The organism is Arcobacter suis CECT 7833 (genome assembly GCF_003544815.1).
Taxonomy (GTDB): Bacteria; Campylobacterota; Campylobacteria; order Campylobacterales; family Arcobacteraceae; genus Aliarcobacter; species Aliarcobacter suis.
In genome coordinates, this window is sequence record NZ_CP032100.1 from 2,427,277 (window position 1) to 2,452,170 (window position 24,894).

Annotated in this window: 25 protein-coding genes; 4 read left to right on the plus strand and 21 right to left on the minus strand. The window is 26.9% G+C overall.

All coding sequences use genetic code 11. The annotated features are described in order from the left end of the window. Positions 1-12: 12 nt before the first annotated feature. The 3 genes from ASUIS_RS12470 to trxA all read right to left on the minus strand — a co-directional run bounded on the left by ASUIS_RS12470 (position 13) and on the right by trxA (position 2,925). Positions 13-759, minus strand: coding sequence for a sulfite exporter TauE/SafE family protein (locus tag ASUIS_RS12470; RefSeq protein ID WP_118887405.1), 747 nt, complete (start codon positions 757-759; stop codon positions 13-15). A gap of 61 nt (positions 760-820) precedes the next feature. Next, a complete protein-coding gene (gene dsbD / locus ASUIS_RS12475) occupies positions 821-2,566 on the minus strand; it encodes a protein-disulfide reductase DsbD (RefSeq protein WP_118887406.1) in 1,746 nt (581 codons plus the stop codon). Then, the gene (gene trxA, locus ASUIS_RS12480) at positions 2,563-2,925 is read right to left on the minus strand and encodes a thioredoxin (protein WP_118887407.1); all 363 of its coding nucleotides are present in this window, start codon (positions 2,923-2,925) and stop codon (positions 2,563-2,565) included. Before trxA ends, dsbD begins: the two co-directional genes overlap by 4 nt. 144 nt (positions 2,926-3,069) lie before the next feature. Here trxA and ASUIS_RS12485 point away from each other — a divergent pair, with 144 nt between their 5' ends. After that, positions 3,070-3,426, plus strand: a complete 357-nt coding sequence (locus ASUIS_RS12485) for a rhodanese-like domain-containing protein (protein WP_118887408.1) — start codon at positions 3,070-3,072, stop codon at positions 3,424-3,426. Between the two features lie 19 nt (positions 3,427-3,445). Here ASUIS_RS12485 and rimK read toward each other — a convergent pair whose 3' ends face one another. From rimK to ASUIS_RS12510, 5 genes are all read right to left on the minus strand, one after another. Beyond that, a complete protein-coding gene (rimK, locus tag ASUIS_RS12490; RefSeq protein WP_118887409.1) occupies positions 3,446-4,378 on the minus strand; it encodes a 30S ribosomal protein S6--L-glutamate ligase in 933 nt (310 codons plus the stop codon). Between the two features lie 11 nt (positions 4,379-4,389). Further along, a complete protein-coding gene (locus tag ASUIS_RS12495) occupies positions 4,390-4,812 on the minus strand; it encodes an ATP-dependent zinc protease family protein (protein ID WP_118887410.1) in 423 nt (140 codons plus the stop codon). A gap of 58 nt (positions 4,813-4,870) precedes the next feature. Further along, positions 4,871-5,095, minus strand: coding sequence for a hypothetical protein (locus ASUIS_RS12500; RefSeq protein WP_118887411.1), 225 nt, complete (start codon positions 5,093-5,095; stop codon positions 4,871-4,873). A 63-nt stretch (positions 5,096-5,158) separates the two neighbouring features. Beyond that, complete coding sequence (locus tag ASUIS_RS12505) at positions 5,159-7,204, minus strand: EAL domain-containing protein (protein ID WP_118887412.1); 2,046 nt, start codon at positions 7,202-7,204, stop codon at positions 5,159-5,161. Positions 7,205-7,228: 24 nt separating this feature from the next. Further along, positions 7,229-8,035, minus strand: a complete 807-nt coding sequence (locus ASUIS_RS12510; protein WP_118887413.1) for a phosphatidylserine decarboxylase — start codon at positions 8,033-8,035, stop codon at positions 7,229-7,231. 120 nt (positions 8,036-8,155) lie between these two features. On the opposite strand from ASUIS_RS12510, the gene ASUIS_RS12515 reads away from it, so the two are divergent. Then, on the plus strand, positions 8,156-8,398 hold the full coding sequence (locus tag ASUIS_RS12515; protein WP_118887414.1) for a hypothetical protein: 243 nt from the start codon (positions 8,156-8,158) through the stop codon (positions 8,396-8,398). 7 nt (positions 8,399-8,405) lie between these two features. Here the strand turns inward: ASUIS_RS12515 and mltA are convergent, their stop codons facing one another. The 5 genes from mltA to ASUIS_RS12540 all read right to left on the minus strand — a co-directional run bounded on the left by mltA (position 8,406) and on the right by ASUIS_RS12540 (position 13,179). After that, positions 8,406-9,536 (minus strand): murein transglycosylase A, encoded by a 1,131-nt coding sequence (mltA, locus tag ASUIS_RS12520; protein ID WP_118887415.1) that lies wholly within the window; start codon positions 9,534-9,536, stop codon positions 8,406-8,408. Further along, the gene (locus ASUIS_RS12525; protein WP_118887416.1) at positions 9,533-9,838 is read right to left on the minus strand and encodes a hypothetical protein; all 306 of its coding nucleotides are present in this window, start codon (positions 9,836-9,838) and stop codon (positions 9,533-9,535) included. The genes mltA and ASUIS_RS12525 overlap by 4 nt, the downstream gene beginning before the upstream one ends. 11 nt (positions 9,839-9,849) lie before the next feature. Beyond that, positions 9,850-11,733 carry a molecular chaperone DnaK gene (gene dnaK / locus ASUIS_RS12530; RefSeq protein WP_118887417.1) on the minus strand — a complete coding sequence of 628 codons (1,884 nt, stop codon included), beginning with the start codon at positions 11,731-11,733 and terminating at the stop codon, positions 9,850-9,852. A gap of 84 nt (positions 11,734-11,817) precedes the next feature. Then, complete coding sequence (grpE, locus tag ASUIS_RS12535; protein WP_118887418.1) at positions 11,818-12,378, minus strand: nucleotide exchange factor GrpE; 561 nt, start codon at positions 12,376-12,378, stop codon at positions 11,818-11,820. A 9-nt stretch (positions 12,379-12,387) separates the two neighbouring features. Then, a complete protein-coding gene (locus ASUIS_RS12540) occupies positions 12,388-13,179 on the minus strand; it encodes a heat-shock protein (protein ID WP_118887419.1) in 792 nt (263 codons plus the stop codon). A gap of 169 nt (positions 13,180-13,348) precedes the next feature. On the opposite strand from ASUIS_RS12540, the gene ASUIS_RS12545 reads away from it, so the two are divergent. Next, positions 13,349-14,296, plus strand: a complete 948-nt coding sequence (locus ASUIS_RS12545) for a TAXI family TRAP transporter solute-binding subunit (RefSeq protein ID WP_118887420.1) — start codon at positions 13,349-13,351, stop codon at positions 14,294-14,296. Here the strand turns inward: ASUIS_RS12545 and truA are convergent, their stop codons facing one another. The 8 genes from truA to ASUIS_RS12585 all read right to left on the minus strand — a co-directional run bounded on the left by truA (position 14,297) and on the right by ASUIS_RS12585 (position 23,641). Continuing rightward, positions 14,297-15,019 carry a tRNA pseudouridine(38-40) synthase TruA gene (truA, locus tag ASUIS_RS12550; protein WP_118887421.1) on the minus strand — a complete coding sequence of 241 codons (723 nt, stop codon included), beginning with the start codon at positions 15,017-15,019 and terminating at the stop codon, positions 14,297-14,299. Between the two features lie 8 nt (positions 15,020-15,027). Then, on the minus strand, positions 15,028-16,044 hold the full coding sequence (locus ASUIS_RS12555) for an LptF/LptG family permease (RefSeq protein ID WP_118887422.1): 1,017 nt from the start codon (positions 16,042-16,044) through the stop codon (positions 15,028-15,030). Next, positions 16,041-16,835: a prepilin peptidase gene (locus tag ASUIS_RS12560; protein ID WP_226799921.1), complete on the minus strand. Its 795-nt coding sequence runs from the start codon at positions 16,833-16,835 to the stop codon at positions 16,041-16,043. Before ASUIS_RS12560 ends, ASUIS_RS12555 begins: the two co-directional genes overlap by 4 nt. Then, entirely contained in the window at positions 16,795-17,481 is a 687-nt protein-coding gene (locus ASUIS_RS12565) for a di-trans,poly-cis-decaprenylcistransferase (protein WP_192894430.1), read from the minus strand. Before ASUIS_RS12565 ends, ASUIS_RS12560 begins: the two co-directional genes overlap by 41 nt. Beyond that, on the minus strand, positions 17,474-18,745 hold the full coding sequence (gene coaBC, locus ASUIS_RS12570; protein ID WP_118887424.1) for a bifunctional phosphopantothenoylcysteine decarboxylase/phosphopantothenate--cysteine ligase CoaBC: 1,272 nt from the start codon (positions 18,743-18,745) through the stop codon (positions 17,474-17,476). The genes ASUIS_RS12565 and coaBC overlap by 8 nt, the downstream gene beginning before the upstream one ends. Before the next feature lie 6 nt (positions 18,746-18,751). Then, positions 18,752-20,050: a bifunctional UDP-N-acetylglucosamine diphosphorylase/glucosamine-1-phosphate N-acetyltransferase GlmU gene (gene glmU, locus ASUIS_RS12575; protein WP_118887425.1), complete on the minus strand. Its 1,299-nt coding sequence runs from the start codon at positions 20,048-20,050 to the stop codon at positions 18,752-18,754. A 13-nt stretch (positions 20,051-20,063) separates the two neighbouring features. Next, entirely contained in the window at positions 20,064-21,998 is a 1,935-nt protein-coding gene (locus ASUIS_RS12580; RefSeq protein ID WP_118887426.1) for an ankyrin repeat domain-containing protein, read from the minus strand. A 62-nt stretch (positions 21,999-22,060) separates the two neighbouring features. Beyond that, a complete protein-coding gene (locus ASUIS_RS12585; protein WP_118887427.1) occupies positions 22,061-23,641 on the minus strand; it encodes a helicase-related protein in 1,581 nt (526 codons plus the stop codon). A 64-nt stretch (positions 23,642-23,705) separates the two neighbouring features. On the opposite strand from ASUIS_RS12585, the gene trmA reads away from it, so the two are divergent. Beyond that, complete coding sequence (gene trmA / locus ASUIS_RS12590; RefSeq protein ID WP_118887428.1) at positions 23,706-24,830, plus strand: tRNA (uridine(54)-C5)-methyltransferase TrmA; 1,125 nt, start codon at positions 23,706-23,708, stop codon at positions 24,828-24,830. The last annotated feature ends 64 nt before the right edge of the window (positions 24,831-24,894 follow it).

Consider the following 24,894-nt stretch of genomic DNA (forward strand, 5'->3'; position numbering starts at 1 on the left):
GTTTTCTCTCTTTTAAATAACCGTTTGATAAATCAAAGCAATAGCCATTAAAAATAAAAAAACTTTTATCACTTTATTATAATTATTTTGAGGAATTTTATTTTTAATTTTTAATCCAATAACCACTGCAATAAGCACAATAAATAAACTACTAAAAGAAATTGTTAATAACTCTTGCGTAAAAGAACCATGTATAGCAAAAATAATTATCTGAACTATCTTTCCAAACAAAAAACATAAATTTGATGATTGAATTACTTCTTTTCTTGAATGTTTTGACTCTAAAGAATAAATTATTAAAACCAATGCCATTACGTTTGTCAATCCACCAATTATTCCAGCAGTAAAGCCAAATATAACTATTGCTAATTTTGGTTTTTTATTTACCCAAGCCATTTCAAATTTGAATTTTTGAATAAATAGATAAAAAAGAATACAGATAGCCAATAATAATTTAAAAATTTCAGAACTACTATAAATAAGTATTTGTGTACCAATAGCACTTCCAATCATTCCCATAATTGCCAAAGGATAAAACCTTTTTAAAGCTTGTAAAAAATTGCCTTCGCTAAAAATTGAAATTATATTTATCAAAAGAGTAGGAATTGCCACATATAAAACAGCTGTTTTCATATCTGTAATCATTGCTAAAAGAGGAGTAGAAATTAATGGAAAACCAAATCCAATACTTCCTTGAATTAATGCAGAGAAAAAAAGAATAAAAGCAAAAATAATGAGAAATTCAACACTTAATTCCATAATAAATCCTTAAAAAAATTTATTATAGGTAAATTTTAGTTAAAAGAGGAAAATTCCTCTTTTAAAAGTTTTTATTTATGATTTCTAAAAAATCTTTTGGATTCTTATATCCAACTATTTTAGAAGAATTTACTTCTTTTTTATCTTTATCCCAAAAAATTAAAGCAGGAGGACCAACAACTCCAAACATTTTTTGTAAAGCCTTATCCTCATCACTGTTTTGTGTAACATCAGCTTTTAGAAGTGTAAATCCTTGAAGTTTTTGGATTACCTCTTTATCTTTAAAAGTTATCTCTTCTAATTCTTTACAAGCAACACACCATGAAGCCCAAAAATCCAACATTATAGGTTTAGGTGAATTTTTTATTGCAAGTTCAAGTTCTGCTATATTTTTTACTTTTTGAAAAACTAACTCATTTGTATTTACGACATTTGTAGAACCAATTAATTTTTCAAGTGGTTTTAGTGGATTTGTTGCACCACTTATAAGTCCCACCAATAAAACTACTCCTAAAATAAATAAAACTGAACTAATCAATTCAGTAATCATATTTGTAAGTGTTTTTAAATAAATAGCTGTTCCAAGCAATAATAATGCCCATAAAGACATAATTACAGATGCACTTAAAACTCTTTCAAGTAACCAAATAGCAACACCTAGCATTACTATTCCAAAGATTTTTGTTACACCTTCCATCCAACCACCAGGTTTTGGCATAAATCTTCCAGCACCTAAACCAATAAGTAATAATGGAACTCCCATTCCTAAACTCATTACAAATAAAGCCATTCCTCCAAGAATTGCATCACCTGTTTGTCCAATATAAACTAAAGCTCCTGCAAGTGGAGGAGCAACACAAGGACCAACTATTAAAGCTGATAAAAAACCCATTATTGCAATACCAATAATGCCTTGTTTTTCTTTTCCATCAGTTGTTTTATTTACTTTTGATTGAATACTTTGAGGAAGTTTTATTTCAAAATAACCAAACATAGAAAAAGCAAGTGCCACAAAAATTAAAGCAAAAACCACTAAAACATAAGAATTTTGTAAAGCAGCTTGTAAATTAGCTCCAAAAACTCCTGCAATAACTCCTGCAATCGTATAAGCAATACTCATAGAAAGTACATAAACTAAAGATAATAAAAATCCTTTACGAGCTGTCATATCTTCATTTTTTGAAGCTCCAACAATTATTGAAGATAAAATTGGAATCATTGGAAAAACACAAGGTGTCAAAGAAAGCAATAATCCAAAACCAAAAAATGTTACAAGAACTAAAAATAAATTTCCATCTTTTAAGCTAGAAGCAATTGAATCTGTTTCATTTAAATCGGTTGTAGTTTCAACTTTTTGTTCTTCATTTTTAATCTCTTGCTTCGAAGTTTTTATATCATTTGTAACTAGATATTTTTCACTCATTGGAGCATAACAAAGTCCAGCTTTTGAGCATCCTTGAAATTTAATTTCAATTTCATATTCACTTGATTCAACTTTTGATTTTAATAAACTAAAAGGAATAGTCAAATCAAGGTTATTAAATTGAACTATAAACTCTTGATAAGCAACTGGTTTTGGAATATTTATATCTTTTGTAATCTCTATTTTTTCTGGTTTTGTGATAAAAACTTTTAGTTTGTCATCATACAAATAAATATCATGACCTAAATCTAATTTAAAATTTAGACTATCCTCATTTTTTGTAAATGTTGGTTTAAAAGCTTCATTTGGTTCTAAAAAATCTTGGTTTAAACCAGCTGAAAATGAATATATAAATATACTTATTAATAATAAAATCTTTTTCATTTAAAGTTTTCTTTTGATGCTTGTAATAACTCTTCTGAGTTTAAAACACCCACATAATCTTTTATAGGTTTTCCATTTTTAAAATAAATCAAAGTTGGAAGTTTAGTAACTCCATATTTTTTAGCAAGTGTTAGTTCATCATCAATATTTACTTTATAAATATGAACATTTTCAGGTTTTGAAATATCAAAATCTTCTAAATTATTTGCCACTATTTTACAAGGTGGACACCATGGAGCATAAAAATCAACAATTACATTTTTGTCTTTTATTTTTTCTTCAAAATTATTTATATTTAATTCTTCATAAGCATAAAGACTTATCACACTAATTAAAAACATTAAAAATACTTTTTTCATTATCTACCTTTTAATTTTTTTTATTATATTTAATAATTGTAAAGAGTTTGTTTACATCACGTATTTATAATCTTAAATGTATTTAATCATATAAGATTTTATTATATATTTTATGTTAAGATTAAATCTATTAAAAGGATTTTAATGAATAAATTAGTTGATTTGCAACCAAAAATTGTAGAAAAAATGATTGATGATAATATTGTAATGATTGATGTTAGAAGAAAAGATGAATTTAAAAGAACGGGTATTATAAAAAATGTTCACTTATTAACTTTTTTTGATGAATTTGGTGATTATGATATTGAAAAGTGGATGAAAGAGTTTGAAAAATTAGTTACTTCAAAAGATCAAACTTTTATTTTGATTTGCGCCCATGCAAATAGAACAAGATATATTGGAAATTTTCTCCTTGCGCAAGGATACAAAAACACAGCACATTTATTTGGTGGAATGGCTTTATGGGCTCAGGAATTAAGAGAAACCATTCCTTATGAATAAATCTTTGATAGAAGCGTAATTACGCTCCTATATTATCTTTTTTTATTTTTCTTTTTTGTGGATTAATAGGACAACTAGGTTTTACACTTTTTTCTATAAAATCCATAATCTTTTGGGCAATATTTATATTAGTAGATTTTTCAATTCCCTCTAATCCTGGGCTTGAATTTACTTCCATTACAAGTGGTCCTCTATGAGAGGGAATCATATCAACTCCACAAACTCCAAGTCCCATTGCCTTTGCTGCTGCAATTGCTGTTGCTTTTTCTTTTCTATTAAGTTTGTAAGCAACTGCGCTTCCACCTTGATGTAAGTTTGATCTAAAATCTCCCTCAGCCCCTTGTCTTTTCATAGCACCTACAACTTCATTATTAACTACAAAAGCTCTAATATCAGCACCACCTGCTTCTTCAATATACTCTTGAACAAGCAAATTTACATCCATTCCATAAAAAGCATCAAGTACAGATTTAGCAGCTTTTTCACTATCAACTAAAACAACTCCAACACCTTGTGTTCCTTCTAAAATCTTTAGAACCAACGGAGCGCCACCACTTAAAGCAATTACATCTTTTGCATTTGATTTATTTGAAGCAAAAACTGTTCTTGGCATATCAACACCATTTTTAGATAAAACTTGTAAACTTCTCAGTTTATCTCTACTTCTTGTAAGTGCTAAATTTCCTGTTGTACTAAATACATCTATCATTTCAAAGTGTCGCACCATTGCAGCACCATAAAAAGTCCTACTTGCTCCAATTCGGGGAATTATCGCATCAGGTGTAGGTAATACTTTTCCTTCATAATTTACAACTAATTCATTTTTCATAATTTCAATTGTACATTTTAAATAATCTATTACTGTTACTTCCCAACCTTTTGCTCTTGCTTCTTCAACTAATCTTTTTGTTGAATATAAATCTTCATTTCTTGATAATATATAAATTCTCATATTAATCTCTTTTAATTTGCTTTTGTAAGATATTCTTTTGAAACATCAACTAAAAAACGCTCAGTTAAAAATTTTCTTCCAATTAGCATTGGATACTTCATATCAGAACGATCTGTTAAAGAAATAACTGTTTTGTATTTTTTACCAAAAAACAAAATATCTACTTTTATAGATGCTCTTAATTGTACAGTTCCATTTGAACTCTTAACTCTTTTAAATTTATAAAGTGGCATTTTCATTTTTTTACCATGATAAGCAGAATGAATTTCATCTAACAATGTAAAATGTACAAATTTTTCATCATCGACAAAAATATCATCGCAATGCAGTGAATTAGAATCAGCTCCTGTGTCAATTTTTACATCTAAATCGAACAGTTCTAAATCTAAAATAGATATTATTTCTCTTCTTCCTATAATCTTTTTTTGTGACATAATAAACCTCTTTAAAAAAGGTATTATATCACAAAATTATTTCATAAAATTATGAAATTTATTTTTTAATATCTAATGCTTTTTGTAATATTGCAATCACATCTTCTAAATTCTCATAAGGAATATGAGACTTCCATTGAATATCTTGACCATTTAAAGAAATACCAATACTAACTATATCTTCTGTATCTTTTCCATAAGGTTCAGTTACATTTGAAATAGAAATTCTTCCTTTTTTAGTACCAGATAAAGCTAACGTTCCTAATTCTGTAATAGTTGACATATTTAATCCTTTTTCTCTTATTTTACTTTAATTTTACAACAATAAACTTGCGTTTAATTAAAACTATAAAAAATTAGGTGCTGGTTCTGCTAAATAGAAACCTTGGAATTCATCAACACCCAAAGAAACAAGAGAATCAAATACTTCTTGAGAATGAACAAATTCAGCAATTACTCTTATATTTAAAGCTTTACTAAAATCAATAATTGATTTAACCATTTCATATGAGTTTTTATCTGAATAAATATTTTTAATTAATGAACCATCTATTTTTATATAATTTGGTCTAATTTTTAGAATATGTGCAAAATTTGAATATCCTGTTCCAAAATCATCAATTGCTATTTTTATACCTTGTTCTCTATATTTAGCAATAAAGTCTTCAAGTAAAGTATAATCAGAAATATAATCACTCTCTAAAATTTCAAAAACCACTCTTTTTTTATCTTCATTAGCAATTTGATTCAAACTTTTATCTAAAAAATTTATAAATTCAGTATCAAGAATATCTTTAAAACTTAAATTTATAGATATTTGTTTATCAGTTTTTGTTAAATCATTTAAAGCTTTAAATATAATTTGATTAGATAACTGAAGATATTGTTTTGTTTTAACAGAAATATCAAGAAAAAAATAAGGACTTAAATAAATAGTTTCATCTTTTTCATTAATATCTTCTATTCTCATTAAAGTTTCATATTTCACTATATTTTTATTTCTATCAAAAATTGCTTGATAAAATGGTATAACTTTATCATTTTCAATTGCTTTTTTTATTTTCTCTCGCCAATACATAGATTTTTCAATAATTTCTTTTGTATCAATTTCATTATTATAAACAAAATATGGCAGATTATTTTTTTTAGCTTTTTTAAGTGCAATTCCTGCTGTTTTAATAGATTCTTCTTGTGCCATTGAAATACCTAAAGTGATATTTATAAAAATATCAATATCAAGTTGTTCAATGTAAATTGGCATGTTTTTAAATAGTATTCTTAACTCTTCAATAAGCTCATAAAATTTATAAAAACTCATCATATTTTTATCAGCTAAACAAAATACATTTCCATATATTCTATAGGCTAAAACATCATATTTTAATGAAAATTCATTTAAAATCTTTCCAACTTCTATCAAAACTAAATTTCCAGTTGAAAATCCATAAAGTTCATTTATATCATCAAAAGAATCAATATCAAGTAAGGCTATAGATACAAAATCAATATCTTTTATATCATCCTCTAAAGCATGTCTATTTTTCAAGTTTGTCAAATCGTCATAATATAATTTATTTTGAATCTCTTTTGTTTTTGCAAGAACTTGTTCTTCAAAAGTTTTTCTATTTGTTTCAACTTGATCAAGTAAAGTATTAAATTGTGTTGCCAAAAAACCTATTTCATCTTTAGCTTTAATTCCATTTTTAAAACCATCAATATTAATATTAGCTTTTTGAACTTCTTTAACCATTTTATTAATTGGAGCAATGATTTTTATAATAATAAATAGTGCAATTACAGCCAATACAACAAATATTAGTATCAGAATATTTAATATCAAAGAACTTATTCTTTCAACAAATGAAGAAAAATCATCTTCATAAACAGAAGAAATTATATACCAATCTAAATTTTTATTATATTCAATCCAAGATATTTTTTTATAATTAAAATTATTTGGATCATAAATTCTATTCCAATTATATTCCAAGGTCTCTTTTTTAACATAACTACTTTTTATTTCATCAATTAACTTTTTACCATTTTGAGGTAAAACAACTTTTAGTTCTTCCAGATTTTTAAACTCACCACTTGGATCAAAAATGACTTTTCCCAAACCATCAACAATATAAACATAACCTGATTTTCCCAAAGCAAAACTTGAAAGTAATAATTCAACTTCTTTATTTAAAGCTTCTTTATTTGTAATATTTTTTGCTTTATTATTTATAAGTGAAACTACTTTGTTAAATTGAATTTTTGAGTTTTGTATTTCTGTTTGAATTAAATAATTATTTATTTTAGGAGATAAAAAGAATACCACACAAAATAAATATATTAAAAAAGTTACAATAAACAACCAACCTATTTTAAAAAATATCTTATTATTCAAACACTCTCTCTTTTTATTTTTATTCTATAAATAATTTGCTATTTTTTGACCAAATTTCACATTTTGATTTAACAAATTATCAAGTTCAATCATCTCATTTTCCCATAACATTACAACTGTTGAACCCATTTTGAAATATCCTAAACATTCACCTTTTGATATTTCGATGTTTTCGTAAGTATAAACTTTCATCTCTTTTGCATTTGTATTTGTTTCAACTCTATTTTCAAATTCAAATACCATTTGACCTACATTTAAAGCACCAACGAAAACCATATAAAAGATTTTTCCATTTGTTTCACACTCTAAAATTACTCTTTCATTTTGAACAAAAAGTTCAAACTCTTTGTTTAAATATTTTAAATTAACTGGATAAAGTTTCCCTGGAACATGGATTAATTTTAGAAGTTTAAAATCACAAGGAGCATGGTATCTGTGGTAATCTTTTGGTGATAAATAAAAGTTCATAAAAGAACCATCTTTTATTTTTTCAAAATTTGATGAACAATAATAAGTTAATAACTCTTCAACACTATATTCCATACCTTTTATTTGTAAAGCAATATCATTTTGAATTTGTCCACATTGTGTGATTAAACTATCAGTTGGAGAAATAATTACATTTTGATTTTCGTTTATCTCTCTTTTTATGATTAATTCCCTTGTAAATAAATCATTTAAAGATTTGTAATATCTCGCATTTTTAAATTCACTCATATTTAACCCCATCAATTTAACATAACTAGAATTTATTAGTTTTTGAAGAGGTGAAGGAAACTCTTTTTTAGCGAACTTTCCAAAATATGAAGAGATAAGATTTGTAATATGCATTATTTTCCTTTGTTAGAATCAATTAGTATTATATTCTATCTATTTTTTCTTCTTAAATTGCTTTAATAAATATTTAGCTAATCTTGCACCTTTAATTTATCAAATTTTTAAGGATTTTGTATGTACAAAATAGTTGTAGCAAATCAATGTGGATGTTTTAAAAATAGCAATTTAGAAAATAATTTAACTTTTGAGTCAAAAGATGAAGCTTTAAGTAAAGCAATAGAGATGAAAAATATTATGAATAATGAATTTTGTAAAAAACATAAATTTGAACTTCAAGAGATGTTTAATAATTTTGTGATTTCATTTTATAGAGAAGATATTAAACCTGATTGCTGTGGAAATGGTTGTTGCATGTAAGCAACGACTATTTTTTTGGCATTAAAACGTACATTTTCCCTTTTTCTTTCATTCTTCCAGCATAAGCAAAAGCATCTTCTCCATATCCCCAAAAGAAATCAGCTCGAATATCACCTTTTATAGCTCCACCAACATCAGCAGCAACCATTAATTGATTTATAGGTTTTTTATCAATGGGATTTTTAGTACTAAGAAAAACTGGCATTCCAAGAGGAATAACACTTCTATCAACTGCTAAATTTCTTTTTGCTGTAAGTTGAGTTCCTAAACTTCCCGTTGCTCCTTGCTCTGATTTGTGAAAGAATACATAACTTTCATTTTGATTTAGTACCTCATCTGCTTTTGCAGGGTTTTTATCTAGATATTTTTTCATACCCTGAGCTGATAATTCATCCTTGCTTATATAACCCTTATTAAGCATATAAGTTCCAATTCCTTTGAATTTTCTTCCATTTTGCTCAGCATAACCGACATTAATTAATTCACCGTTATCTAATAATATTTTCCCTGAACCTTGAACATGAAGTAAAAATAAATCTACTTTATTATCAACATAAGCTATAACTTCAAGATTTTTACTTGGATTACTCTCTATTTGAGCCCTTGAATCATAAGGAACAACTTTGTTTCCAACTAATTTTCCTCTTAATTTATATGTTTTAAGTTCAGGATAAGCCGATACAAAATCAACAATCATCATATCTTTTGGAGTTTTATATACAGGATATTTATATCTTTTATTTTTTTGTAAACTTCCATAAAGAAGAGGTTCATAATAACCTGTAATTGTTCCTTCATCTGAAGAATTATTATCCAAAAGTTTATATGGTTGGAAATTTATTGTAAAAAATTTTCTTCCATCTGTTTCATATTCAGCCTTCTGACAAACTTCTTTAAACAACTCATTTCTTTTAGATTTTTTACAATCTTTTTTAAAAACATCAAGAGCATGGGTTAAATCATCACTATAAAAACCTTCAATTTCATGAAAACCTACTGCTTGCATATTTTTTGCATTATCTTTTATAATATTATTTTCTATTTCACTCTTTTGTTCTTGAGGTATTGTCTCTTTTTTTGTTGCACAACCTGAAAAAAGTACTATTGTTGTTAGGGATATAAATATTAAAGATTTCATAAATCACAACTTGATGGCAATAAATTTGTAGAATGGACTTCTTTTAATCCACATGATTCGCAAGAAAACTCAACATCTTTTACACCTGAACATCCATGACTTTGAAGCACTCTTGATTTTATAATTTCAGATTTAAATGTTGTTTTTGTTTTTTCATCAAAAAAAACTTTCGCTTTTTGTCCACAAGATGGACACTCACCACTAAGTAATTTTTCTACCCTCGAAGTTTTACTTTTTAAGTATAAAAGGACAGAAAAAATAGTTATTAAAAATAATATTAGTAAAAAAAACAAATTTTGCATGAAGCAGAGATTTACTCTACTTCAGCATCGATAACATCATCGTCATCTTTTTTTGCTTTTTGGTTTGGTTGAGCACCTGCTTCACCACCCTCTTTTTTGTACATTGCTTCTGCTAATTTGTGAGATTTTTCAGTTAAAGTTTTTAATTTAGCTTCAATATCTTCTTTTGTAGCATTATCATCTTTTAATGTTTCTTCTAAGTCAGCAGCTGCATCAATAATAGCTTTTTTCTCTTCTTCGCTAACTGCACTTTCATTTTCTTCTAAAGTCTTTTTAGTTGAATGTAATAAAGCATCAGCTTGATTTCTAACTTCAATTACAGCTTTTTTCTTAGCATCAGCTTCTTTGTTTGCTTCTGCTTCTTGAACCATTTTTTCGATTTCTGCATCACTTAATCCAGATGAACCAGAAATTGTAATTTTATTCTCTTTTCCAGTACCTTTATCTTTAGCACTTACATTTAAAACACCATTTGCATCAATATCAAATGTTACTTCAATTTGAGGAACACCTCTTGGAGCTGCTGGAATATCTGAAAGTTCAAACATACCTAAAGATTTGTTATCTCTTGCAAACTCTCTTTCACCTTGAGAAACGTGAATAGAAACAGCTGGTTGATTATCATCAGCAGTTGAGAATACTTGAGATTTTTTAACTGGAATTGTTGTTCCTTTGTCAATTAATTTAGTCATAACTCCACCTAAAGTTTCAATTCCTAAAGATAAAGGAGTAACGTCTAGTAATAATACATCTTTAACATCACCTTTTAAAACTCCAGCTTGAACAGCAGCCCCAGCAGCTACAACTTCGTCAGGATTTACACCTTTATTTAAATCTTTTCCAAAGAAATCTCTAACAACTTTATTTGCTTTTGGTAATCTTGTAGATCCACCAACCATAATAATTTCTTGAATTTCTTCTTTTTTCAATCCAGCATCTTTAAGTGCAGTTTTGATGTGCTCTAAAGTTTCATTAATTAAATGTTCAGTCATAGACTCAAATTTTGCTCTTGTTAATGATTTAACTAAGTGAACAGGACCTGCGCTTCCCATTGAAATAAATGGTAAGTTAATCTCTGTTGATTCAGCTGATGATAACTCTTTTTTAGCATTTTCAGCAGCATCTTTTAATCTTTGTAATGCCATTTTGTCGTTTTTAACGTCAAAACCATTTTCATCTTTGAACTCTTTTGCTAGCCAATCAATAATTGCATTATCAAAGTCATCTCCACCTAAGAAAGCATTTCCATCAGTTGAAAGTACTTCAAAAGTTCCATCACCAATTTCTAAAACTGTAACGTCAAAAGTTCCTCCACCTAAATCGTAAACAAGAACTTTTTCTTCACCTTTTTTATCTAAACCATAAGCTAATGAAGCAGCTGTTGGCTCATTGATAATTCTAAGTACATTTAAACCTGCAATTGTTCCAGCTTCTTGAGTTGCTTTTCTTTGTGCATCATTGAAGTATGCAGGAACTGTAATAACAGCATCAGTTACTGCTTGACCTAAATACTCTTCTGCGTCTGCTTTTAATTTTGATAAAATTTTTGCAGAAATTTCTTGAGGTGTATAAACTTTCCCACCAATTTCAACAGCTGCTGCTCCGCTTCTATCAACGATTTTATATCCAACTTTTGATTGAGCTGCTTTTGCATTTGGCTCATCCATCATTAGACCCATAATTCTTTTGATTGAATAAATAGTTTTTTCTGGATTTGTAATCGCTTGTCTTTTTGCAGGATCTCCTACTAAAACTTCACCTTTATCTGTAAATGCAACAATTGAAGGAGTTGTATTTTTCCCTTCTTTATTAGGGATGATTTTCGCTTCACCATTTTCATAAACTGCCACACAAGAGTTTGTTGTTCCTAAATCTATTCCAATTACTTTACTCATTTTATATCCTTATTAAGTTTTGTTTTTTATTTTAATTTATATCTTTTCAAATCTATCTAGTTTTATGACATTACGGTCAAAATATTAGTTTGCTATACTAACCATTGCAGGTCTTAAAAGTCTATCTTTTAACATATAACCTTTTTGTAATTCATTTACAATTTGCCCAGACTCATGGTCTGCACTATCAACTTGCATAACTGCATTGTGAACATTTGGGTCAAACTCACCATCAGTTTCAATTTTTGAAATATTATGTTTTTCAAAAGTAGTATTGAAGTTTTTAATTGTAAGTTCAATTCCTTCTTTTAATTTTCCTAATAATTCAGCAGCAGCTAAATCAACATTAGCTGATTGTAATGCCATTTCAAGGCTATCAATTGGAGCTAATAAATCTTTTGCAAACTTCTCACTTGCATAATCAATAGCTTGATATTTTTCCCTTTCAAGTCTTTTTTTGATATTTTCAAAATCAGCATGAACTCTTAAATATTTATCTTCACTATCTTTTAATTGTTGCTCTAAAGAAGCAATTTTATCTTCTAAAGTCTCTTCTTTAGGTGTTTCTTCAACTACTACTTCAGCTTGAACTTCTTGTTCAGTTATCTCTTCTTGTATTAATTCTTCTTTTTTTTCTTCACTCACATTTATCTCCTAAAAAGTTGTAATTTTTTCATAAAAATATTCATAATCTTTTGGTAACTCACCAATAACCAACATCTTTACATCTTCATTATTGATTTTACAGTAATTACAAATTCCAATATAATTTGCAGGTAATAATTTATCAAAATATAACCCTTCTTTTAATTCATCTAAAATCTGACCTTTTAGAAAACTATTTATTGTGTATTCATCAAAGTCATAATTTAAGGCTAAATTCAAAAACTCTTTATAATTAAAAATCTGAAAATCTGAATTTTGCAAAGTTTGATTTATAGATTCATAAACCTCATAAGCACCAACATCTTTTGAAACTTTTGTAATATCTTTTAAATCTAAACCTATCATATCATTCAAAAATCTATAAAGTGCATCTGAATACTTTACGCTAATAGCAAATGAAGAAAATTCTAATATCATATATCTATTTTCTACATTTAAAATATCTTTTAATATATCAGATTTCTCTTTTTTTATAAAAACAGACAGCCCTATATTTGAAGCAAAATATTCTAAAGCTCGTAAATTTACACCTTTTAGTTTAAAATTAAGTTTTGATTGCCAATACTGTTTTAAAGCTTCAGTTGTTGGAGTTCTTCCACTACTGATATGCTCTTGTGCAAGATAACCTTCTTCACCTAACTTTTTAAAGTAACCCCTAATAGTCGCGGGTGAATAAGTAATATCATACATAGATTTTAATTGAGTTGAACCAATTGGTTCAAGATGCTCAATATAAGCTCTAATAATAGATTGTAATAAAAACTCTTTTTTATCTAACATATTTACGACCAATTTGAAATTTTAGCACTCACTATCATAAACTGCTAAAGAATTATAACCTATTGAGTCTTTATTTGTCAAGTATTTTATTTCGATTTTTTAAAATTTAAGTCAGTCTCAAATGATTATATGTTAAATTATTACTAATTTATAGTTTTACGGAAGAAAAATGAAAAATATTTATAAACTCACTTTACTTGGAATATTGTCAACACCTGTTTTTTCATCTCAATTTATAACTATTGGAACTGGTGGAGTAACAGGAACTTATTATCCTACTGGTGGTGCGATTTGTAGATTTGTAAACCAATATAAAAAAGAATCAAAAATAAGATGTTCAGTTGAATCAACAGATGGTTCTTTATATAATTTAAATACTTTAAAAAATGGAGAACTTGATTTTGGAATTGTTCAATCGGATATTGTTTATCAAGCTTCAAAAGGCGAAGGTGCATTTAAAGATGTAAAATTTCCTAAATTAAGATCTGTTATAGCGATATATCCTGAATTATTAACTTTAGTTACAAAAAAAGATTCAAATATAAATAAACTTTTGGATATTAAAGGAAAAAGAATTAACTTAGGAAATAGTGGAAGTGGAAATGAAACAACTGCTTTAGCTTTATTTGAAGAAAGTGGAATTAATAAAAATGATTTAAAACAGGTTGGTACATTTAGTGCTTCTGAAATGCCTGACGCTTTAAAAAACAATATAATTGATGGTTATTTTTATATGGTTGGGCATCCGACTGCAAATATAAAAGATGCAGCAAATTCTACTGATATAAAAATAATTCCTATTGATAATAATATTTTAGACTCTTTAATTGAAAAATATCCATATTTTACAAAAGGTTATATTCAAGCAGGAACTTATAGAGGCCAAGAAAATGATATTCCTACATTTGGGGTAAAAGCTGTACTTGTAACAAATGAAAATGTTAATGAACATACAGTTTATCTTTTAGTTAAAGCTATTTTAGAAAATTTTGATGAATTCAAAAAATTACATCCAGCTTATGAAAACTTAACAAAAGAGTCTTTATTAAATGGTTTATCCGCACCATTACATGAAGGAGCTAAAAAATATTTTGAAGAAGCTGGATTAATAAAATAATTAATATTTTATTTTTGCTAGATAAAGCCCATTTGCAATTGCAGGCGTTTTAAAAATATGTTTTTTTAGATTTAACTGTTCTTTTAGATTCTCAATACTTTGTTTATTATCATTAATTGCAAGTAAAAATCCAACCATAAGTCTAATTTGAGATCTTAAATATGAATTTGCAGTAAATTGAAAAACATAAATATCTTTATATTTATAAAACTTTGCATCAAAAATTTCTCTTTTTGTTAACTCTTTATCACTTCCAGTTTTATGAAAATATTTAAAATCATAAATACCAATAAACTCTTTTATAGCTTTTTTTAAAAGTTCTTCATTTACATTTTTAACATAAGTAATAAATTTATCATTAAAAGGGGTTGTGGGTTTAGTAGTAATTAAATATCTATAAACTCTCTTTTTTGCATGAAATCTTGAGTGAAAATCATCTTTTACTTTTGATATTTTTGATATTTTAATTGAAGTTGGAAGATTTTTATTTAAAACCTCTTTTAGTTTAAGAAAATCACTCCAAAAATCAGGTACAAAACAGTTAAAAACTTGTCCTGTTGCATGAACTTCTTTGTCTGTTCTTCCACTTAAAACAATATTTGTTTCAATATTTATTTTTTTAAATGCTTTAAGAAGTTTATCTTCAACGGTCATTCCATTTGGTTGTTTTTGACTTCCTTGAAATAAACTTCCATCATAAGCAAGAGTAAATTTTAGATTCATAAACTAAATCAATACTCTTTTTTAATTGTTTTAGAATACAAAATATATGTTCCACTAAGCCATAAAATAGGAATAGTATATAAAGCATGTAATAAAATTCTATCTCCAATTGATTTTATTAAAACATAATATAAAACAATTGAAATCAAAGAGTAAAAAACTGCTCTGTTTTTTTCATATCTTGGATTAAAATATCCAAAAGTAATTACTAAGAAAAGTGATACAAATGGAAATAACGAAGTTAAAATATAAAAAGTTAAATCATCAATATCAATTTTCTTTTCAATATTTTCTTTCCAATATTCATAAGAATCTGTAAAAATACCTATTTTACTATCTGAAATAGAATCATTTATATACATTGATTTAAAATCTATTTGATTAAACTCTTTTTCATCAATAATAAAAGCTTTCCCATCATTTAATTTAAAACTCAAAGCACCTTTATCATTATCTAAAACTGCTGTCTCACTAACAATAAATTGGTCTTTTCCCTTTTCTGTTTTGAAAAGTTTTACTTCATCATAAACTCTATCATCTTTTCCATTTATGTAAATTAACCAATCTCCAAACTTTTGTCCAAATTCACTGGGTTTTATATTAAAATTCGCTTCTTTTTTCTTTTTATCCAAAAATTGTTTTGTTAAAAATTTTGTTTTAGGAATTAAACCTACTGAAACAACCAATAACATAACTGATAAAAGAAGAGTAATTGGTGCAAATATTTTCAAAATATTTACAGGATTTAATCCAAAAGATGTAATTACCGTAAGTTCATATTCACTTGCTAATTTTGCCAATGTTATAACTAAAGATAAAAAAAATGAAATTGGCATAGTATAAAATAAAATTTGTGGTATTACATAAGAAAATAAAGTAAATAATTCAAAAAAATCAAGAGTTATTATTGAAGTTAAAGATGCTATTTTCACTAAAAATACAACTGAAGTTATAAAAAATAATCCTAAAAATATTGGGAAAAATGTAATCGCTAATTGAGAGTGTAAATACTGTTTTAATTTCAAAAAAAGACCTTTATAATTGTTTCTAAATCAAAAAAATATTCAGTAAAAAATCCTAAAACTAAATAGGGAATAAATGGAGTTTGAATATCTTTATTCATAAAATTTGAATAGATTGCAGGAATTATAGCAAAAATTGCAGCTAAAAATACAGCAAACATTCCACCACTTAGCCCAAGTATAATTCCTAACATTGCAATTATTGGAATATCGCCTTCTCCTAAAGCCTCTTGGGTTTTCAAAGTTTTATCTTTTAAAATTCTTGATTTTATATTTTGGATATAAAAAGTAATTACAAAATTTAGTAAAACAAAAGCCCCAGCAAATAAAAAAGCATTTTTAAAAGTTTCTATTATTGAAAAATTTGAAGCAAAAAAAGAGAGAACTAAAGCAATTAAAAGTAAATAATCTGGAACTGCTTTATATTTTAAATCAATAAATGATAGAGTTATTAAAACATATGATAATAAACACATAAATACAAATTCTGAAGTTAATCCCAATTTTAAAAACAAAACTAAAGTTATAATTCCACTAAGAAATTCAACTAAAAAATATAAAAAAGAGATTTTAACTCCACAATAAGAACATTTTGTTTTTAAAAAGATATAAGAAAGAAGTGGAATATTATGGTACCAATAAATTAAATGATTACATTTAGGACAAGTGCTTCTTGTTAAAATTGATTGATTTAATGGAAGTCGCAAAATCAATACATTTAAAAATGAACCAATACAAATACCAAAAATGAAACTAAATACCTCCAAATCTTCTCTCTCTTTTACTAAATTCACTTAAAATTTCATTTAGTTCAGTTTCACTGAAATCTGGCCAATAAGTTTTTGTAAAAAACATCTCTGCATAAGCATTTTGCCATAATAAATAATTTGAAAGTCTAACTTCTCCACTAGTTCGAATTAATACATCAACATCATTCATTCCTGCTGTATCAAGACAAGATTCAAGATTTTCTTCTGTAACTTCAAGATTTAATTCATTTAATTTTTTTATTGCTCTAATTATTTCATTTTTTGAACCATAATTCAAAGCTAAAACTTGTGTTAATCCTGTACAAACTGAAGTTTTCTTTTCTGTATCAGATATAGTTTTTTGCAAACTCTTAGAAAATCTACTTAAATCTCCTATTGCTTTAAATTTTATATTATTTTTTATATAAACTTCTAACTCTTTTTTTAGATATTTTTCTAATAATTTCATCAAAAATTCAACTTCAAGTTTTGGTCTTTCCCAATTTTCAGTAGAAAAAGCATATAAAGTTAAATATTTAACTCCAATATTTGCACAATAAGTAGTAATTTTTCTAACAGTACTTGCACCTTCTTCATGACCAGCTGTTCTATTTAGACCTCTTTCTTTTGCCCATCGACCATTTCCATCCATAATTATTGCAATATGAGAAGGTATTTTAATTTCATTCATATAAACTGAACTCATTTTGTAATTTTTCTAAAATTTCTAAAGATATATCTAGTTTTGCACCTTTAAATTCATACGAATTATTTTTTAAAATCAATTCTATATTATTATTAACACTTCCAAAACTATTTTCTTCATTTAAAATATTTAAACAAACTCCATCAAGATTTTTGTTTTCTAACATTCTTGTAGCACTATTTAGAGCTGTTGTTTCATCCATTTCAGCTTTAAAACCAATGGTTACAATTCCATCTTTTTCTAAAGATTTTAAAATATCCATATTTTGTTTTAACTCTAAAGTCCAAAAAGTTCCAATTAGCTCTTTTTTTAATTTTCCATCTTGGGGAAAGGCTGGAACATAATCACTAACGGCAGCCACCATAAATAAAAATGGTTTTTTCATAATCAATGTGGGAGTTGAGTTATTCATTAAAGTAGGTTTTGTAAGAATTCCTTTTTTAGCAACTCTAATTGAATCAACTAAATATTCATACATTTCATCTGAACTTTCTACTTTTATAATATGAATATCTTTTGGTAAGTTTTCATAACCTCTTGTACTTACTAAACAAACATCAGCACCTTTATAATATAAAGCCTTTGCTAAACTTGAAGCCATTTTTCCAGAAGAAAAGTTTGAAAGATACCTAACCTCATCAATTTTTTCTATTGTTCCACCACCGCTTAAAACTACTTTTCTATTTATCCAATAATTATCTTTTAATAACTCTTTACAAGTTGCATCAAAAATATCTATTGGTTCTGCCATTGCTCCATCACCAACATCTTTACAAACTAACTCTTTTGTTTGTGAAGAGATAAGCTCATAATTACAAAGTTTTAGCATTTTAAGACTTGCTTGTGTTATAGGATTTTTTAGCATATTTGTATTTGCAGCAGGGGCTATTAATTTCATCCGTGGATATGCAAGTGCTGTTTGTAAAAGCAAATTATTTCCTAAACCATTTGCAAGAGCATTTATAGTATTTGCACTTGCTGGCGCAATTACAAAAATATCTGACCATTTTCCAATATCTATATGATTATAATCTTGACTTTTATCCCAATTTTCACTTGATTCATCTAAAACTTTGTTTTGAGAAATTGCTTCAAAAGTAATTGGATTTATAAACTTTTTTGCACTATCGGTCATAATAACTCGAACTTGTGCACCTGCTTTTATATAAAGTCTAATTAGATCTAGAGCCTTGTAAATAGCAATTGAACCAGTAACACCAACTAATATCTTTTTATTTTTTAATAACATAAAGTTCTACTTTTTTTTACTTGAAAAGTGTTTGTAAAAGTAACCATCAATAGTTTTTGATTTTGCACGAGTAAGATACAATTCACCTTTTTTTACATCACCAGTTACAGTTGAACCAGCTCCAATTAAAACATCATCTTCAATATTTACAGGGGCAACAAACTGTGTGTCACTTCCAACAAAAACATTTTTTCCAATTATTGTTTGATGTTTATTTACACCATCGTAATTACAAGTAATTGTTCCACAACCGATATTTGTTCCTTCATCTATAGAACAATCACCAAGATATGATAAATGACCAGCTTTTACGCCATTTAAAATAGCTTTTTTCGTTTCTACAAAGTTTCCAATATGAGTTTTATTTAATTCACTAAGCGGTCGAATTCTTGCCATTGGTCCAACATCACTATCTCTTACAATTGAGTCTTCAACAACAGAATTTGTCTTAATATGAGAATTTATAATTTTTGAATTTCCAAGAAGTGAAACACCATTTTCAATGATACTTTCACCCTCGATTTGCACACCCTCTTCTATATAAATAGTATCAGGCAGTCTCATAATAACACCCTCTTTTAAAAACTCTTTTTTAATTCTATTTTGATGAATTACCTCAGCATCTGCTAGTTCAACTTTTGAGTTTACACCTTTGAAATTTTCTTCATTTACAACTAATGGTTTTAAAACTTTTCCTTGAGAGATTGCCATTTCCACTAAATCAGTTATGTAATACTCTTTTTGAGCATTGTTGTTATTTAGTTTTGGCAAATTTTCAAGTAAAAATTTTGTTTCAAATTGATAAATTCCTGCATTTGCAGTTGTAATTTTTAGTTCTTGCTCATTTGCATCTTTTTGTTCAACTATTTTTTTAACATTTCCATTTTCAATAATAACTCTTCCATATCCATCAGCGCTGTTTAGTTCCAAAACAGACATTACAATAGTTGCAGATATTTCAAACTTTTCTAACTCATTTGATTGAATTAAAGGCATGTCTCCATTTAAAACTAAAACTTTTTCATATTTTGGAATGATTCCCATTACTGCACCACCAGTTCCTGGAAAATTAATATGGTCTTGAATTACAAAATTGATATTTGAAAAATATTTTTCCATTTCAGCTTGAACTCTTTGCGCTTGGTGGAATAAAACAACTGTTATATCATCGCTTAATTTTGAAGCCTCTTTTATTGAATAATATAACATTGGTTTTCCAGAAATCTTATGTAATACCTTTGGAGTATCTGATTTCATTCGTGTTCCTGCACCTGCTGCTAAAACTATAATTGATTTATTAAACATCTTTTCCCTTCATTTATTGTAAAACCTCATTTATCTCTTTTTTAAGGTTCAATACAACCTCTTCGACTGTAAGTCGCATTTTATCATCACTAATATTACTTGAAAGTAATTTCTCTAATTTTTTTTCTCTATCTTTAAAAAATTGTGCGACTTTTCTATTTTTTGGGTTTCGATTATACATTAAAACTCCAGATGCTATAAGAGCAATTACAAGTCTTGTATGTCCGAAAATAGTAGCATAATTTAGTAAGGTAAAACCAGAATTATCAGGTAAATTCATATCTGCACCAGCTGCTATTAGCCATCTTGCAATTTTATAGTTTCCATGCCATTGAGTATGATGAAGGGCAGTTCTTCCATGAATATCTTTTATACTTAAATCTGCTTTTTTTGTTAAAAGTTTTTCTACAACCACCAAATCATTTGCAATTACGGCTTTATGCATTACAGTTCTGCCATCATTATCTTGAGCATCAATATTTACTCTGTATTTTAAAAAGTAGACTAATCTTTCAATAAAAATTTCTTTCTCTTTTTTATCTTTTATCTTTAAGCCTTCTTCCACCATATGCATTAGTGGGGTATAACCTCTTTTATCTTTAATATTTAAATTTATTCCATAATTTATAATGGTTTTTAAAGTTTCAAAATCATTATATAAAACCATATCAAACAAAATATTTGTTCCATCTAATCTTTGAATTTCAATATTTGGTCTATAAGTCAGAACTTTTTTTAATAAAACATCGTATTTTTCATCATATTTTATTTCATTTGACAAAAAAGTATTTGGTTTTTTAAACCCTTTTATAATAGCTATTATTTCAATAATATCATCAACTACACTTTTTTCATCAAAGTCTCTAGCATCTATATTTGCCCCATGTGACACTAAAAAATCTATCATTTTATAATTTGAATAACCTTTTAATATCTCTTTATGAAGTATGTTTTTTTCAAATTCATCACAAATATTTACATCTGCTCCACAATTTAATAAAAATTCTACATTTGTAAAATTTTTATTTTCAATTTCTCTTTGTAGAATTGTTTTACCATTTTCATCTATTTTATCAATTTCAAGACCATGTTCTAAAAACAGAAAAGCTAAAGGCATATACTCTTTTTCTTCTGTTACAATTTTGTATTTCCCTTCAAGTTCTTTTGGTGGATTTTTTTGTAAATCAAAAACATATAAAATTTCATCAATTAGGTTTTTATGATAATTATCAATTATATTTAGGTTTATGCCTTTTTTAATTAAAAGCTCAATCAAAGGCAGATTTTTTGCTCCTTGCAAAATTGCATTAAAAAGTACATTTTGTCCATCTTTATCTAAAAAGTTTACATTTATTCCATGTAAAATCAATTCATTTGCAAGGGAAATATCATCTTTTAAAACTGCACTAAAAAGAGCATTTTGATGGTTTTCATCTAAAATATTTAAGTTATTTGTATTATTTATAACATCCTTTAGAATATTAAGATTTCCACCTTCAACAGCATCAAATAAAACTGTTCTTCCAGTGCTATCTTTTAAATTAAAATCTGCATTATAATTCATTAAAATTTGAAAAATTTTATTATTTCCACTAAGTGCAACATCCTGAAAAATTGTTCTTCCTGAATTATTTTTATGATTTATATGAAATCCATTATCAAGTAAAAAACGAACCATCATTCCATCACCTCTATCAACAGCTTCATTTAAAACTGTTTTTCGGTGATGATCTTCTAATGTTAAATTAGCGCCATTTCTTATCAATATTTTTAAAGCTTCTAGTTTTCTTGTTGCAGCAAGAGAAAAAAGAATTGTTTGTTCTTTTTCATCTCTTTTATTTATATTTACACCCTTATTTATATATCTTTGAACTTTATTTATATCTATGTCATCTGATAGTAATTCTTCAAAAAATAAATCTTCATTGATTTTAAAAAATCCAAACACGATAATAAATCCTTGTACATTTTAGAGCTTTAGTTAAGTATATAATTTTAGCCAATTTTTTATTAAATTGTTTTTCGTCTTCTTGGCTTATAATTTTTTTTGTGATCAGTTGATTCTTTAGAATCATTTTCACGTCTTGGAAATGGTTTTGTAAATGGCTTTTTAGAACTATCTTCTTCTATTAAATTTCCTTTTAAAGATTTTTCAATAAACGAATTAAAAGAGTTTCTTAAAATATACGCCTTATCATGGTCAGGAAAAAGATCAGGAAGTTTATATGAAAGCCATAAATATAAAGATATTTTTTTAACTTCATCTTCTACCAACAATAAATCTCTTTGAGTTATTGCTTTTTTAGGCAAAGTAATAGATGGTTTATAATGACAAACTTTTTTCTTAATAACACTTGCAATATAAGCTTCATAGGCTTGTAAAATAATATTTGATTTAGTGGTAATTGGAGCTTGTGCTAAAAGATATTTATCTTCAAGTTTTAAATTAAATCTAGTATCAACAATTTTTGCAGCTTCAAGCATAGATGAAATATTTGCAGCTATAAATGGTCCTGAAAAATACATATTATCAGCAAAAAACTTTAATACTTTTGTTAAAGAATTTGTTTTTATATGAGCTGCTAGGGCTTCAAGTTGATTATTATTTATTTTTACTTTAAACGGTGGTTTTATTGTTTTTATTGGACTTTCAAATTCAAGTCTTACATGGTCTAAAACATCTCTTCTAGTTGCACCCAAATATCCAGCTTCAAAATGTCCATATCGACCAGCACGACCAGCTATTTGAACTATTTCATTAACTGTTATTTTTCTTTTGCTAACACCATCAAATTTTGTATCAGTTGTAAATAAAATTGTTTTAATAGGAAGATTTAATCCCATAGCAATGGCATCGGTTGCAATTAAAATCTGACTTTTTTTCTCTCTAAATCTTTGGGCTTCATCACGCCTAACCTCTGGTGAGAGGTTTCCATAAATCACTGAAACAGTATATTTTTTTTGAAGTTTTTGTTTTAGTTGTAAAACATCTCTTCTTGAAAATGCGATTAAAGCTGTTCCATCTTCAAGTTTTTCTAAAGGTGTCCATTTTGGTAAAACTTTTAACTCATTTTTTCTTTGATGTTTTACTATTTCTAAATCTTCATCAAGATAAGTTGCAATTCTTTTAACAGCATCAAGAGCATTTACGCTTCCTGTCATAATGATTTTTTTAGCAGGACATCCAATAATTGCATTTACCCAAGCCCAACCTCGATCACTATCATCAAGCATTTGAACTTCATCAATAACAGCCACATCAACATCTAAATCAAAATCTATCATTTCAATAGTTGAGCAAACATGTGCTGCATCTTCATTTAACATCTGTTCTTCACCAGTTATTAGTGAAGCTTGAATATTTGAAGCTTTTAAATCTTCATAACCTTCAAGTGCCAAAAGCCGTAAAGGTGCTAAATAAAGTCCAGAATTCGCCTCTTTTAGTTTTTGCATAGCATTGTATGTTTTACCTGAATTTGTAGGTCCTACATAAAATTCTAATTTTCTGTTTAGACTTCTTGCCAATGGATATAAGGTTTTTAAATCACAATTTAATAGTGATTGTAGTTGTTGTTGCCAATTTTCTTTCATGGGGGTATTATAATCAATTCAATATAATTCCAGATTAAACAAAAAAAGGGTGGGAAACTAAATAATGAATTGCGAATATTTTGGTAAATGTGGCTCTTGTGTTTTATATGATAAATCTTATGAAGAACAATTAAATTTCAAATTACAAAGAGAAAAAAATAGATTCTCAGACTTTACAACTATGGATTTTGACATTATAAAAAGTGAAAAAGAAGCTTTTAGAAATAGAGCTGAATTTAGAATTTGGTGGGAAAAAGATGAAAATGGAAATGAGATTTTATCTTATGCTATGAATGATTTTGAGAAAAATATTTTAAAAATAGATTCATGCCAAATAGTAAGTTCTCAGATACAAGAAATCATGCCAAAACTTTTAAATCTACTTATGGAAGATTTAATTCTTTCTTATAAACTATTTGCCGTTGAATTTTTAGGAAGCACAATAAATGATATGCTTGTAACTTTGATTTATCACAAAAAGTTAGATGAAGAGTGGAATGAATTAGCAAAACAGATTGAAAAAAAGCTAAATATCAAAGTTATGGGAAGAAGTAGAAAACAAAAAATCGCTCTTAGTTCCGATTCTATAAATGAAACCCTAAGTATAAATAACCAAAATTTCAAATTTGCCTACCAAGAAGGTGGATTTACACAACCAAATACAAATGTAAATATCCAAATGATTGAATGGGTTTTAAATAATATAAAGAATTCAACTGCCGATTTATGTGAGCTTTATTGTGGTGGTGGAAATTTTACAATTCCACTATCTACGAAATTTAATAAAGTTTTAGCAACAGAAATTTCAAAAACCTCTATAAAATCAGCTTTAAAAAACTGTGAATTAAACAATGTAAATAAAATTCAGTTTATTAGAATGAGTGCTGAAGAGTTTGTACAAGGACTTCAAGAAGTACGAGAATTCAATAGACTAAAAGATGTAAATCTAAAAAATTATACCTTTGATACTATTTTTATGGATCCTCCAAGATCAGGTCTTGATGATACAACAAGGGCACTAGCCAAAGATTTTGAACAAATTATATATATTTCATGTAATCCTGAGACTTTACACAGAGATTTAAAAGAGCTTACAAGCACCCATGAAATCGTAAGATTTGCTTTGTTTGATCAATTCGCATATACGAATCATATTGAAAGTGGTGTAATTTTAAAAAAGATTATATAATTTAATCTAACTTTAAGAAATGGTATGCAATAATTTCAATATAAAGATTAGGGGTCGATGGATT